Source organism: Streptomyces sp. AK010, from assembly GCF_014207295.1.
Taxonomy (GTDB): Bacteria; Actinomycetota; Actinomycetes; order Streptomycetales; family Streptomycetaceae; genus Streptomyces; species Streptomyces massasporeus.
In genome coordinates, this window is the sequence record NZ_JACHCX010000002.1 from 19,574 (window position 1) to 32,865 (window position 13,292).

The window sequence follows — 13,292 nt, forward strand, 5'->3', positions numbered from 1 at the left end:
CCACGGGCCGTGGGACCCGGCTCACGTCCGCAGCATGCGGGCGATCGCCTGGGTCGCCTCCTTGACCTTCGCGTCGATCTCGTCGCCCCCCTTCAGGGCGGCGTCCGCCACGCAGTGCCGCAAGTGCTCCTCGAGCAGCTGCAGGGCGAAGGACTGCAGGGCCTTGGTGGAGGCGGAGACCTGCGTGAGTATGTCGATGCAGTAGACGTCCTCGTCGACCATGCGCTGCAGGCCGCGGATCTGGCCCTCGATACGGCGCAGCCGCTTGAGGTGTTCGTCCTTCTGCTTGTGATACCCGTGCACGCCGTGGTCGTGATCGGCCGTCCCGTCCGCACCGGTGGTGTCGGCGGTGCCGGTGGTGACATGTGCGACATCTGTTGCGTCGGTCACGTCCGTCATCGCTTCCTCCTGGTGGGCAGTGGGCCGACATATACCCCTGGTGGGTATATGGTACCGAACTTTGCCGGGTATACGGCCCTGGGAACCGCCCCCGTGCTCATCACCGTGCCCGATGGGTGACACTGGTGGGCGGCCCGATAGCCGTGGCCGGATGTTGCGCCTAGCATCAGCCTGACCGAAACCGAAGCACCCCGAGGACCCCACGTGCGCTTTCGTCTGACCCCCAGGGAGACGAGCTTCTACGACATGTTCGCCGCCTCCGCGGACAACATCGTCACGGGCTCGAAGCTCCTGATGGAACTGCTCGGGGCGGACTCACCCGCCCGGGCCGAGATCGCAGAGCGTATGAGGGCAGCGGAACACGCAGGTGACGACGCCACGCACGCGATCTTCCACCAGCTGAACTCCTCCTTCATCACGCCGTTCGACCGTGAGGACATCTACTCCCTCGCGTCGTCCCTCGACGACATCATGGACTTCATGGAGGAGGCCGTCGACCTGGTCGTCCTCTACAACGTGGAGGAACTGCCCAAGGGCGTCGAGCAGCAGATCGAGGTCCTGGCGCGCGCCGCCGAGCTGACGGCCGAAGCGATGCCGCACCTGCGCACCATGGAGAACCTCACCGAGTACTGGATCGAGGTCAACCGGCTGGAGAACCAGGCCGACCAGATCCACCGCAAGCTGCTGGCGCACCTCTTCAACGGCAAGTACGACGCCATGGACGTGCTGAAGCTCAAGCAGATCGTGGATGTGCTGGAGGAAGCGGCGGACGCCTTCGAGCACGTGGCGAACACGGTGGAGACCATCGCCGTCAAGGAGTCCTGAGCCCTTCATGGACACCCTTGCTCTGGTCGTGACCATCGGGGTCGCGCTCTTCTTCACGTACACCAACGGTTTTCACGATTCCGCGAACGCGATCGCCACGTCCGTCTCGACGCGGGCGCTGACGCCGCGGGCCGCGCTGGCCATGGCCGCGGTGATGAACCTCGCCGGTGCGTTCATGGGCTCCGGGGTCGCCAAGACCGTCAGTGAGGGCCTGATCCAGACACCGACCGGGTCGAAGGGGATGGGGATCCTCTTCGCCGCGCTGGTGGGCGCCATCGTCTGGAACCTCATCACCTGGTACTTCGGGCTGCCGTCCTCCTCCTCGCACGCGCTGTTCGGCGGGATGGTCGGCGCGGCTCTGGCCGGCGGGACGACCGTCTACTGGAGCGGGGTGCTGGAGAAGGTCGTCATCCCCATGTTCATCTCCCCGGTGGTCGGTCTGCTGGCCGGCTATCTGGTGATGACCGCGATCATGTGGATCTTCCGGAAGGCCAACCCGCACAAGGCCAAGAGGGGCTTCCGCATAGCGCAGACCGTCTCGGCGGCCGGCATGGCGCTGGGGCACGGTCTGCAGGACGCGCAGAAGACGATGGGCATCGTGGTGATGGCGCTGGTCATCGCCGATGTCGAGGACTACGGCGATCCGATCCCGGTGTGGGTCAAGATCGCCTGCGCGGTGATGCTGTCGCTGGGCACGTACGCCGGTGGATGGCGGATCATGCGGACGCTGGGGCGGAAGATCATCGAGCTGGATCCGCCGCAGGGGTTCGCGGCGGAGACGACGGGCGCGTCGATCATGTTCACGACGGCGTTCCTGTTCAAGGCGCCGATCTCCACGACGCATGTCATCACCTCCGCGATCATGGGTGTGGGTGCGACGAAGCGGGTCAACGCCGTGCGGTGGGGTGTCGCCAAGAACATCATCCTGGGGTGGTTCATCACGATGCCGGCTGCGGCGATAGTGGCTGCGGCGTCCTACGGGATTGTGTATCTGGCGTTTCTGTAGGGCGTGAATCCGGTGTTTCCGTAGCTCAGCGGGTCTGTGCTGAGGCCGGGTGGGTCCGCAGCCCGGCGGAACGGGGTGCCTCCCCAAGCTCTCGGCTTCGCTCGAGCAGGGGCCCCACGCCCACCCGTGCCGCCCTCAGCGGCACTCATGCCCGCAGCTGGGCGGTTGCGCTCGCCCGTGGCTGGGCGGTTGCGCTCGCCCGTGGCTGGGTGGCTGGGCCCGCCCGCAGCTGGGTGGCTGGGCCCGCCCGTGGCTGGGCGGTTGCGCTCGCCCGTGGCTGGGTGGCTGGGCCCGCCCGCAGCTGGGTGGCTGTGCTCGCCCGCAGCTGGGCGGTTGCGCTCGCCCGTGGCTGGGTGGCTGTGCTCGCCCGTGGCTGGGTGGCTGTGCTCGCCCGCAGCTGGGCGGTTGCGCTCGCCCGTGGCTGGGTGGCTGTGCTCGCCCGCAGCTGGGCGGTTGCGCTCGCCCGTGGCTGGGTGGCTGTGCTCGCCCGCAGCTGGGTGGCTGGGCCCGCCCGTGGCTGGGTGGCTGTGCTCGCCCGCAGCTGGGCGGTTGCGCTCGCCCGCAGCTGGGCGGTTGCGCTCGCCCGGGGCTGGGTGGCTGCCTCGCTCGCAGCGGAGCCGTACGCGAAAAGGCCCGCCCCTGGGAGAGGGGCGGGCCCTTTTTCGGCCTCGCGGTGGCACCGCCATGCAGCACCGCGAGGAGATTCGGCGGGCTGGATCAGCCGAAGCGGCCGGAGATGTAGTCCTCCGTGGCCTGGACCGACGGGTTGGAGAAGATGCGCTCCGTCTCGTCGATCTCGATGAGCTTGCCGGGCTGGCCGACCGCCGCCAGGTTGAAGAACGCCGTGCGGTCGGAGACGCGGGCCGCCTGCTGCATGTTGTGCGTCACGATGACGATCGTGAAGCGCTCCTTGAGCTCGCCGATCAGGTCCTCGATCGCGAGCGTGGAGATCGGGTCGAGCGCCGAGCAGGGCTCGTCCATGAGCAGGACGTTCGGCTCGACCGCGATCGCCCGCGCGATGCACAGACGCTGCTGCTGGCCACCGGACAGGCCCGAGCCGGGCTTGTTCAGGCGGTCCTTGACCTCGTTCCAGAGGTTCGCGCCCTTGAGGGAGCGCTCGACGATGTCCGCCAGCTCGCTCTTCTTGTAGTTGCCGTTCAGCCGCAGCCCCGCCGCCACGTTGTCGAAGATCGACATCGTCGGGAACGGGTTCGGACGCTGGAACACCATGCCGACCTCACGGCGGACCGACACCGGGTCGATGCCCGTGCCGTAGAGGTCCTCGTCGTCGAGGAGCACCTTGCCCTCTACCCGGCCGCCCGAGGTCACCTCGTGCATCCGGTTCAGCGTGCGCAGGAACGTCGACTTGCCGCAGCCGGACGGGCCGATGAACGCCGTCACCGAGCGCGGCTCGACGGTCATCGAGATGTCCTCGATCGCCTTGTGGGAGCCGTAGTAGGCGGTCAGTCCGCTTACGTCGATTCGCTTGGCCATGACTACTTCACTTCCAAAAGTCTGGGGGGTCGCTGTGGCCCCGCGCGGCGGTAGCCGCAGGTTGTCGCGTCAGCGACCGGTCTTCGGGGCCTTCCAGCGGGCGATCCCGCGGGCCACCAGGTTCAGGAGCATCACGAAGGCGATCAGGGTGAGCGACGCCGCCCAGGCGCGGTCGTACGCCGCACCGGAGCCCGCGCTGTTCGCGTACTGCTGGTAGATGTACAGCGGCAGCGAGGCCTGCGCCCCCTCGAAGGGGTTGGCGTTGATGAACGCGTTGCCCCACACCAGCAGCAGGACCGGGGCGGTCTCGCCGGTGATGCGGGCGATCGAGAGCATGATGCCCGTGGTGATGCCGCCGATGGAGGTCGGCAGGACCACCTTCAGGATGGTGCGCCACTTGGGGACGCCGAGCGCCAGGGAGGCCTCGCGCAGCTCGTTCGGGACGAGCTTGAGCATCTCCTCCGTGGAGCGGACGACGACCGGCATCATCAGGATGGCCAGGGCCAGCGAGCCGGCGAAGCCGAAGGGCTGCATGTCGAACATCAGCATGAGGCTGAGGATGAACAGACCCGCGACGATCGACGGGATGCCGGTCATGACGTCGACGAAGAACGTGATGGCCCTGGAGAGGTTGCCCCGGCCGTACTCGACGAGGTAGATCGCGGTGAGCACGCCGATCGGCGCGGCGATCACCGTGGCGAGTCCGACCTGCTCCAGGGTGCCGAGGATGGCGTGGTAGATGCCGCCGCCGGGCTCGGTGTCGGCGACGACGCCCATGGAGTGCGTCAGGAAGTAGACGTCGAGGACCTTCACGCCGCGCACGACAGTCGACCAGATCAGCGAGGCGAGCGGGACGACGGCGAGCAGGAAGGCGACCCAGACGAAGGAGGTCGCGATGCGGTCCTTCGCCTGCCGCTTGCCCTCCACGGCCGCGGCGATGGCGTACGTGCCGACGACGTAGAGGATCGCGGCGATCAGGCCCCACTGGACGCGGCTGTGCAGGCCGCCGGCCAGGCCGATGCCGACCGCGAGGGCGATCGAGCCGCCGGCGATGGCGAACGGGGACCACGTGGGCAGGCGGGCGCCGCGCAGGGTGCTGGGGCCCTTGGGGGTCACGGTTGCGGTGCTCATGCGTTGGCCCCCGAGTACTCCTTGCGGCGGGCGATGATCGCGCGGGCCGCGCCGTTGACCAGCAGGGTGATGACGAACAGGACCAGGCCGGAGGCGATCAGCGCGTCGCGGCCGAACTCGGTGGCCTCACCGAACTTGCTGGCGATGTTCTGGGCGAACGTGCCGCCGCCCGGGTCGAGCAGGCTGGCCTGGATGTCGAAGGTCGGGGAGAGCACGGTCGCGACGGCCATGGTCTCGCCGAGGGCGCGGCCGAGGCCGAGCATCGACGCGGAGATGACGCCGGAGCGGCCGAAGGGGATGACCGCCATGCGGATCACCTCCCAGCGGGTGGCACCGAGCGCCAGGGCCGCCTCCTCGTGCATCTGCGGGACCTGGCGGAAGACCTCGCGGCTCACGTTGGTGATGATCGGCAGGATCATGATCGCGAGCAGGATCCCGACGGTCAGCATCGAGCGGGGGGCGCCGCCCTCCCAGGAGAAGACGCCGGTCCAGCCGAGGTAGTCGTTCAGCCAGCCGAAGAGGCCGTTCATGTGCGGCACGAGGACGAGGGCGCCCCAGAGGCCGTAGACGATGGACGGCACGGCGGCGAGCAGGTCGATCACGTACGCGATGGGGCCGCGCAGCCGGCGCGGGGCGTAGTGCGTGAGGAACAGCGCGATGGAGACGGCGACCGGGACCGCGATGACCATGGCGACGATCGAGGAGACGACCGTGCCGAAGGCCAGGACGGCGATGCCGAAGTTCGGCGGGACGAGGTTGGTGTCCCACTGGAAGGTCGTGAGGAAGTTGCCCTCGTCCTTGCTGATCGCGAGGGAGGCGCGGTAGGTGAGGAAGACCGCGATCGCGGCCATGATCACCAGCAGCAGGATGCCGGAGCCGCGGGAGAGACCGAGGAAGATGCGGTCTCCGGGCCGGGTGGCCCCGCGCGCGGCGCGCTTGTCGACGGTCGGCTGCGGAGCGGGGGGAGGAGCGTCGGTTATCTGTGTGGGTGTGCCCATCGGGTTCTCCGGTCTGCGGAGCCGTACGCGGGGTACGGCCACTGGCGGCGGTGCACCGGACGGTGCGGCCCGGTCCCGGGGAGGGGGCCGGGCCGCACTCGGGTCAGCTCAGGCCCTCGATGGTGGTGCGGACCTGGGAGATGATGTCGGCGGGGATCGGCGCGTAGTCGTTCTCCGCGAGGACCTTCTGGCCGTCCTCGGAGGCGATGTAGCGCAGGAACGCCTTGGTGCCGGGCAGGGTGTCGGCCTTGTTGCCCTTGTCGCAGACGATCTCGTAGGTGACGAGGACCATCGGGTAGGCGCCCTCGGCCTTGGTGCCGTAGTTCAGCTCCAGGGAGAGGTCCTTGCCCGTGCCGACGACCTTGGCCTCGGAGATCGCCTTGGTGGCGTTGTCGACGGTGGCCTTGACCGGCTGGGCGGCGCCCGTGTCGAGGTCGACCGTCTTCAGGCCGTCCTTGGCGTACGACAGCTCGAAGTAGCCGATGGCGCCGTTGGTCTGCTTCACCTGCTGGGCGACGCCGGAGGAGCCGGAGGCGGACTGGCCGCCCTTGGCCTGCCAGGTCTTGCCGCCGTCGTAGGGCCAGTCGCTCTTGGCGGTGGCCATCAGGTACTTGGTGAAGTTGTCCGTGGTGCCGGAGTCGTCCGAGCGGTGGAACGCCTGGATCTTGAGATCCGGAAGCTTCGCGTCGGGGTTCAGCTTCTGGATCGCCTTGTCGTTCCAGTTGGTGATCTGGTTGTTGAAGATCTTCGCCAGGGTCGGGGCGTCCAGGACGAGGTTGTCCACGCCGTTGACGTTGTAGCCGACCGCGATCGGGCCGCCGACCATCGGCAGGTCGATGCCCTGGCCGCCCTTGCAGACCTTCTTGGAGGCGGTGACCTCGTCGGGCTTGAGCGCCGAGTCGGAGCCGGCGAAGGCGACCTGGCCCTGGGTGAACGCGGTGACGCCGGCGCCGGAGCCGCCGCCCTTGTAGTTGATCTGGAGGCCCTGGCAGGCCGCGGTGAACTGCTTCACCCAGGCGTCGATGGCGTTCTTCTGCGCGGACGAGCCGTCGGCCAGCAGCTGGCCCTTGGCGTCGTCGCACTTGACGTTGCTCGGCGCCGCGGCGTTGGAGGAGTCGCCGCCGTTGCTGTTGCCGCCGGTTTCGTCGGAGCCGCACGCCGTGAGGGCCAGGGCGCCGGAGACGGCGAGAGCACCGAGAGCGAGGGCCCGCCGGTTCATGCGCTGAAGCTTCACTTGAGTTCCTTCCAGGAGCCGCCGTCCTGATCGGCGGCGTGCGAAGTCTGAGTGACGCGGACGCGGTCGCACTCGGTGGGCGCGGCTCGCGTCGGTAAGGCTGAAATTAGGCAGATCAGGTGAAGGCGTCGATGGCCACAAATGAACGAGGGGTGAACCCCTGCCTAAGGCCTGGTGAGGTCACGGAATGCTCACGGGGAGAGCACGTGGGCATTCCGCTTTTGCGGACGAATGGGGACCGTCCGGTCAGCGGGCCGTCCGCGGGAGGTGCAGAACGGCGAGCAGCTCGTCGACCAGCGGCCGGTCGTGGGGCTGGGTGAGACGGTCGCGGGCGGCGGCGGGAGTCAGCCACAGGACCCGGTCCACCTCGTCCGTCGGGGAGAACGCGCAGGACACGGCCTCGGCCGCCCAGTAGCGGACCTGCTTCGGGCGGCCGCCCGCCGAATAGCGCAGGGCCGACAGCTCGGGCCCGGGCTCGGCCCGGCAGCCCGTCTCCTCCGTGACCTCGCGCAGTGCGCCGTCGAGTGCCGTCTCGCCGCGCTTCAGTTTCCCCTTCGGCCACGACCAGTCGTCGTATTTCGGCCGGTGCACGAGGCAGAGCTCCGGCTCGCCGGTGGTGGGGGAGTGGCGCCACAGGACGCAGCCCGCCGCCTGAACGGTGGTGTCCTCAGGGGTGCTCACCGGGTTTCACCGCCTCCTCTGTGCCGTGGCCGGACATGCCGGACCGGCCGGTCATGACGTGCGGACGGTCTCCTTCTGCCAGCACTGCTGGAACGCGAAGCGCGCCGCCTCCACCTCGTGCCGCTGGTCGGCGTGGAGCACGCCGAGGGCGTACGCCGTGGCCGGGGCGATGCGCGGGGTGCGGGCCGCCTGGGCCGCCGCTGCCGCCGCCTCCGAGGCGTCCCGGTGCCGGTTCAGGGCCCGGCCCGCGGAGAGCAGGCGCAGGTCGACCACGGCGTTGCCCTTGGGGCCGCTGACGGCCTCGCGAGCGTAGCGGTGCAGGCGCAGCAGCAGGCGGACCTGGTGCCACGGGGCGTCCTGCGGGTGCGGGACCGTGTCCGGGGACAGGCCGTGGACGAGGGCCGCGGCGTTGTACGGGCTTCCCGCGGTGACGAGGGGGAGGGCGGACACGGCGTCGGTGAGCCGGTCCTGGGCGGCGGCGGCGAGAGGGCGCAGGTCGGTGCCGCCGGCGGCCCTGGTGAGCGGGACCTCGCTGGCCAGGACGGCGACCTTGTCCGCGACGGCGTGGAAACGGCTGCTGCCCAGGGCCTGCAGGGCCGTGGAGTGGGCCCGGGTGCGGGCGAGGGTCAGCTGGCGGTCCAGCAGGGCGCCCGCCTTCGCCGCTCCGACCGTGAGGTTGCCGCGTTCCGGTGCCGCGGCCGTGGCCGGCGGGTTGCGCAGCCCCGCGTCGCGGGACGCCGCTCGCTGCGGGACGGGCGCGGCCGGGGCGGCGCTACCGCCCGCGGCCGGGTCGGCGCGCGTGCCCGCCGGAGCGTCCGCGCGGCCGGCGGCGACGGCGCCGACCGTCTGCCCCGGCAGCGCCGTCGACCCGGACAGACGGTGCAGCGCCGTCAGCAGGCGCTCCAGACGGGCCGTGTACGCGTGCTCCATCGCCAACGTTCCCGACACCCAGGCCAGTTCGGGGCGCATCGCCTCGCACCAGTCCGAGTCGAGGAGGGACTGGAACGTGTGCAGGCCGGCGCTGATGCGCCGGGCCGAGCGGCGCAGGGCGCGGGCCGCCTCGGCGGACCCCTCCGAGCCGTTCGCCCCCGACCCCGTCTCCCGGTGCAGGCGCAGCGCTCGGAGGAACTCCGTGGCCTGGGCCCGCAGATAGCCCGCGAGGGCGTCACCGGTGGGGACGGGCCCGACGGGCCTGGATCGGGGATCCGTCGGGTCAAGGTGTTGCTGTGCCACGCCGGCGCCTCCGGGCGTCTATGAGCATCTCCTGGACGTTGCGCAAGGGCTGTCCGTCCGCGTCGGTCGCATGCCGGGTCCAGTCGCCGTCCGGGCCGAGGTGCCAGGAGGCGGTCGTGTCGGACATGCCGGTCTCCAGCAGCCGGTTCAGGGCTGCCCGGTGGGCCGGGTCGGTGACCCGGACCAGGGCCTCTATCCGGCGGTCGAGGTTGCGGTGCATCATGTCGGCGCTGCCGATCCACACCTCGGGCTCGCCGCCGTTGCCGAAGCCGAACACCCGGGAGTGCTCCAGGAAGCGGCCGAGGATCGAGCGGACCCGGATGTTCTCGGACAGGCCGGCCACGCCCGGGCGCACCGCGCAGATGCCGCGCACCCAGATGTCCACCGGCACGCCCGCCTGGGACGCCCGGTAGCAGGCGTCGATGACGGCCTCGTCGACCATCGAGTTGACCTTGATGCGGACGTGCGCGGGGCGCCCCGCACGGTGGTGCTGGACCTCCTTGGCGATCCGCGAGACCAGGCCGTCGCGCAGCGACTTGGGGGCGACGAGGAGACGGCGGTAGGTCTCCCGGCGCGAGTAGCCGGAGAGGCGGTTGAAGAGGTCCGAGAGGTCCGCGCCGACCTGCGGGTCGGCCGTGAGCAGGCCGAGGTCCTCGTAGAGGCGGGCTGTCTTCGGGTGGTAGTTGCCGGTGCCGACGTGGCTGTAGCGGCGGAGCGTCTCGCCCTCCTGGCGGACCACCAGCGACAGCTTGCAGTGGGTCTTCAGGCCGACCAGGCCGTAGACCACATGGCAGCCGGCCTCCTCCAGCTTGCGCGCCCACTTGATGTTGGCGTGCTCGTCGAAGCGGGCCTTGATCTCGACCAGGACCAGGACCTGCTTGCCGGACTCGGCGGCCTCGATGAGCGCGTCGACTATCGGGGAGTCGCCGGAGGTCCGGTACAGGGTCTGCTTGATCGCGAGGACGTCCGGGTCGCCCGCCGCCTGCTCCAGGAAGGCCTGGACGGAGGTGGAGAACGAGTCGTACGGGTGGTGCAGCAGCACGTCCCGCTCGCGCAGCGCGGCGAAGATGTCCGGCGCGGACGCCGACTCGACCTCGGCGAGGTCGCGGTGGGTGCCGGCGACGAACTTGCGGTACTTCAGCTCCGGCCGGTCCAGGGACGCGATGCGGAACAGGCCCGTGAGGTCCAGGGGGCCCGGCAGCGGGTACACCTCGGCCTCGCTGATCTTCAGCTCGCGCACCAGCAGGTCCAGGACCTCGCGGTCGATGGACTCCTCGACCTCCAGACGCACCGGCGGCCCGAAGCGGCGCCGCATGAGCTCCTTCTCCAGGGCCTGGAGCAGGTTCTCCGCGTCGTCCTCCTCGACCTCCAGGTCCTCGTTGCGGGTGAGGCGGAAGGCGTGGTGCTCCAGGACCTCCATGCCCGGGAAGAGCTCCTCCAGGTGGGCGGCGATGACGTCCTCGATGGGGACGTAGCGGCCCGGGGAGCTCTCCAGGAAGCGGGACAGCAGCGGCGGCACCTTCACCCGGGCGAAGTGCTTGTGGCCCGTGACCGGGTTCCGTACGACGACGGCCAGGTTCAGGGACAGGCCGGAGATGTACGGGAAGGGGTGCGCCGGGTCGACCGCCAGCGGGGTCAGCACGGGGAAGATCTGGTGCCGGAACAGGGTGAACAGGCGGGCCTGCTCCTTCTCCTGCAGCTCGTTCCAGCGGACCAGGTGGATGCCCTCCTCCGCGAGTGCGGGGGCGACGTCCTCGTGGTAGCAGGCGGCGTGCCGGGCCATGAGTTCGCGCGAGCGGGCCCAGATCATCTCCAGCACCTCGCGGGGCTGGAGGCCGGAGGCGGAGCGGGTGGCCACGCCGGTGGCGATGCGGCGCTTCAGACCGGCCACCCGGACCATGAAGAACTCGTCCAGGTTGCTGGCGAAGATCGCGAGGAAGTTGGCCCGCTCCAGCAGGGGCGTGTTCGGGTCCTCGGCGAGTTCGAGCACGCGTTCGTTGAACGCGAGCCAACTGCGTTCCCGGTCGAGGAAACGCCCCTGGGGCAGCTGGGGCCCGTCGTACGGCGACTCCTCGTACGCGTCGAGGTCGGCGTCGATGTCCGGTTCGAGATCGGAGACCGCTGCCGCCACCGTGTGGGGGCGGTGCGCTGCGATGGAGCCCACGGAGGGCTGCGCGTTCGAATTGTCGCTGTGGCCCGCAGGGCCTCCACCACGGGCGGTGGCGGGAGACGGGTGGGCCTGTGCCTGGGTGTTCGGCTGGCTCATGGACCCATTCTTCCGCGCCGCGAGCATCACAGGCGCGTCGGACAGCGCGGGCGGGAGCGGGGGTGTCACATGAGTGCTCCCGTTTCCCTCGGGACCCTCACGGGCCGGGGAAGGCTCTGGCACGGCGGGATTCATTGGCCGAGCTTCGCAAGCTCGTCTGAATCGATGGTTACGGAGACATGACGTGCGGGATAGCGGGGGGCGGCTCGCGGGCGTCCACAGGGCCGGGGTGAGGCCCGGTGCGGTTGCCCACAGGCTGTGGACGGCGCTCGGCGACGCCGTACGCCCCGGGTGTGTGCCCGGTGGGCGGGCGGTACGCCCCGGGGGGTGCCCGGTGGGCGGGCTGTACGCCCCGCAGTGTCCTTGACGGGCGGGCCGTGTGCTCCGGGAGTGCCCTCGCGGCGGCGGGTCCGTTTCTAGCGGAGGGCCGGTGCACATCCGGTGGTTGTGCACCGGATCGCACCTTGCCTCAGGAGTCGATCATTTCCAAGCCACCCGACAACCCTGTGTTGTGTGACTAGGCTGCCCCTTCGTGGACCTCAAAGCCGTACGCGCCTTCGTGGCGATCGCCGACTCCGGGCAGTTCCAGAAGGCCGCCGTGGATCTGGCCCTCACCCAGCAGGCCGTGTCCAAGCGGATCGCCGCGCTGGAGAAGGACCTCGGGGTGCGGCTGCTGGTCCGCACGCCGAGGGGTGCGGAGCTCACCATCGACGGACAGGCCCTGCTGCCGCACGCCCGGGTCCTGCTCCGGGCCGAGGACCGGGCGACGGCCGCCGTGCGGCCCGGGGACCGGGCGCTGCGGGTCGACGTCGTGGGGCGTCGGGCCGCCACCGGCGGGCTGGTGCGGCACTTCCACCGGGCGCACCCGGAGATCGCGCTGGACGTCGTCACGCTGTTCGACGTGGAGACCGCCGTGACGGCCCTGCGGGACGGGGCCGTCGACGCCACCTTCCGTGCCGTCACCATGCCCGGGCAGCGGCTTCCCGACGGCATCACGGCCACCCCGGTCCTCGACGAGCCGCTGCAGCTCTGCGTCGGCCCGGGCCACCCGTTCGCCCGGGCCCGCTCGGTGACGACCGCGCAGCTCGCCGGACACCGCATCTGGATGCCGGGCAACGTGCCCGGGACCGAGTGGCACGCCTACTACGAGGAACTCGCCGCGGCCTTCGGACCGGCCATCGACACCATCGGGCCCAACTTCGGCCTCGAAGCGCTCCTCGACACGATCGCGGGCTCCACGACCGTGGCCACCTTCCTCAGCGAACGGACCCCGCACGTCTGGCCGGTCGCCCACGACCTGCGTCTCGTCCCGCTCGTGGACCCGGTCCCGGTCTATCCGCACTCGCTGCTCCGGCGCACGGACGACCCGCATCCCGGCCTCACGACGCTCCACGACTACCTGGTGGCCACCCGCCCACGACCGCCGGAGGGCGAGCTCTGGCGCCCGTCGTGGGCCGAACCCCCGCGGCGAGTCCTGAAAGGGCAGACCCTCGAAGGGCAGACCCTCGAAGGACAGACCTTCGAAGGGCAGCAGGGCCCTACCCGACCCGCTTCTCCAGCAGCGTGAAGGACTTGGGCGGCCCACCCGGCTGCGGTTTGCCCTCCTTGCGGCCACAACCCGGTAACCGGCGTCCACGTAGGAGGCGTTGAGCTGCCCGTTGCCCGCCAGGCAGTCCAGACGCGTCCAGGTCCGCCCCGCCTTGGCCACGCGGCGTTCCGCGGCCGTCAGCAGCGCCCGCCCCGTCCCGGGCGCGGCGGCGGCCCGGTCCACCATCAGCCGGCGCACGTACCCGGCCACCGGCGGCTGCGGGCCCCGGACGTCCGCGTCCTCCCACCACAGCTCCCAGGCACCGGCCAGGCGCCCGCCGGTCTCCGCCGGCCAGACCTCGCCGTGCGCCATGTGACCCGGCGGAAGTGCTCCTCGTCCAGCTCCCCCGGCCGCCCCTGCCCGGTGATGCCACGGGCCGGCATCCAGCGGGTGGCGTCGTCGCGGAGCCGGACCAGGGCGGCGAGGTCGCGGAGCCG

Annotated in this window: 11 protein-coding genes and 1 pseudogene; 3 read left to right on the forward strand and 9 right to left on the reverse strand. The window is 70.7% G+C overall.

Going from position 1 to position 13,292, the window contains the following annotated elements; genetic code table 11:
* Positions 1–21: 21 nt before the first annotated feature.
* Entirely contained in the window at positions 22–399 is a 378-nt protein-coding gene (locus HDC93_RS03270; protein WP_221516217.1) for a metal-sensitive transcriptional regulator, read from the reverse strand.
* 204 nt (positions 400–603) lie between these two features.
* On the opposite strand from HDC93_RS03270, the gene HDC93_RS03275 reads away from it, so the two are divergent.
* Both HDC93_RS03275 and HDC93_RS03280 read left to right on the forward strand, forming a co-directional pair.
* Complete coding sequence (locus HDC93_RS03275) at positions 604–1,224, forward strand: DUF47 domain-containing protein (protein ID WP_031105674.1); 621 nt, start codon at positions 604–606, stop codon at positions 1,222–1,224.
* 7 nt (positions 1,225–1,231) lie between these two features.
* A complete protein-coding gene (locus HDC93_RS03280; RefSeq protein WP_185007013.1) occupies positions 1,232–2,230 on the forward strand; it encodes an inorganic phosphate transporter in 999 nt (332 codons plus the stop codon).
* Positions 2,231–2,947: 717 nt separating this feature from the next.
* Here HDC93_RS03280 and pstB read toward each other — a convergent pair.
* The 7 genes from pstB to HDC93_RS03315 all read right to left on the reverse strand — a co-directional run bounded on the left by pstB (position 2,948) and on the right by HDC93_RS03315 (position 11,267).
* Positions 2,948–3,724, reverse strand: coding sequence for a phosphate ABC transporter ATP-binding protein PstB (gene pstB / locus HDC93_RS03285; protein WP_097217508.1), 777 nt, complete (start codon positions 3,722–3,724; stop codon positions 2,948–2,950).
* A 69-nt stretch (positions 3,725–3,793) separates the two neighbouring features.
* Positions 3,794–4,855, reverse strand: coding sequence for a phosphate ABC transporter permease PstA (gene pstA / locus HDC93_RS03290; protein WP_185007016.1), 1,062 nt, complete (start codon positions 4,853–4,855; stop codon positions 3,794–3,796).
* On the reverse strand, positions 4,852–5,853 hold the full coding sequence (gene pstC, locus HDC93_RS03295; RefSeq protein WP_185007018.1) for a phosphate ABC transporter permease subunit PstC: 1,002 nt from the start codon (positions 5,851–5,853) through the stop codon (positions 4,852–4,854). The genes pstA and pstC overlap by 4 nt, the downstream gene beginning before the upstream one ends.
* Positions 5,854–5,956: 103 nt before the next feature.
* Positions 5,957–7,087: a phosphate ABC transporter substrate-binding protein PstS gene (gene pstS, locus HDC93_RS03300; protein ID WP_185007020.1), complete on the reverse strand. Its 1,131-nt coding sequence runs from the start codon at positions 7,085–7,087 to the stop codon at positions 5,957–5,959.
* 246 nt (positions 7,088–7,333) lie between these two features.
* A complete protein-coding gene (locus tag HDC93_RS03305; protein ID WP_185007022.1) occupies positions 7,334–7,768 on the reverse strand; it encodes an NUDIX hydrolase in 435 nt (144 codons plus the stop codon).
* Positions 7,769–7,819: 51 nt separating this feature from the next.
* Complete coding sequence (locus HDC93_RS03310; protein ID WP_185007024.1) at positions 7,820–9,001, reverse strand: CHAD domain-containing protein; 1,182 nt, start codon at positions 8,999–9,001, stop codon at positions 7,820–7,822.
* Positions 8,982–11,267, reverse strand: a complete 2,286-nt coding sequence (locus HDC93_RS03315; RefSeq protein ID WP_398768020.1) for an RNA degradosome polyphosphate kinase — start codon at positions 11,265–11,267, stop codon at positions 8,982–8,984. The genes HDC93_RS03310 and HDC93_RS03315 overlap by 20 nt, the downstream gene beginning before the upstream one ends.
* A 532-nt stretch (positions 11,268–11,799) precedes the next feature.
* Between HDC93_RS03315 and HDC93_RS03320 the strand changes: the two genes are divergently transcribed.
* Positions 11,800–12,834, forward strand: coding sequence for a LysR family transcriptional regulator (locus tag HDC93_RS03320; RefSeq protein ID WP_185007029.1), 1,035 nt, complete (start codon positions 11,800–11,802; stop codon positions 12,832–12,834).
* Here HDC93_RS03320 and HDC93_RS38095 read toward each other — a convergent pair.
* Positions 12,806–13,292, reverse strand: a pseudogene (locus tag HDC93_RS38095) (N-acetyltransferase); the annotation flags it as partial. The gene HDC93_RS03320 and the pseudogene HDC93_RS38095 sit on opposite strands and share 29 nt — an antisense overlap.

Coding starts and splice junctions, on each gene's coding strand:
- pstC (WP_185007018.1), bottom strand. CDS start 5,853: ATGGGCACACCCACACAGATAACCGACGCTCCTCCCCCCGCTCCGCAG.
- HDC93_RS03270 (WP_221516217.1), bottom strand. CDS start 399: ATGACGGACGTGACCGACGCAACAGATGTCGCACATGTCACCACCGGC.
- HDC93_RS03280 (WP_185007013.1), top strand. CDS start 1,232: ATGGACACCCTTGCTCTGGTCGTGACCATCGGGGTCGCGCTCTTCTTC.
- pstA (WP_185007016.1), bottom strand. CDS start 4,855: ATGAGCACCGCAACCGTGACCCCCAAGGGCCCCAGCACCCTGCGCGGC.
- pstB (WP_097217508.1), bottom strand. CDS start 3,724: ATGGCCAAGCGAATCGACGTAAGCGGACTGACCGCCTACTACGGCTCC.
- HDC93_RS03315 (WP_398768020.1), bottom strand. CDS start 11,267: ATGAGCCAGCCGAACACCCAGGCACAGGCCCACCCGTCTCCCGCCACC.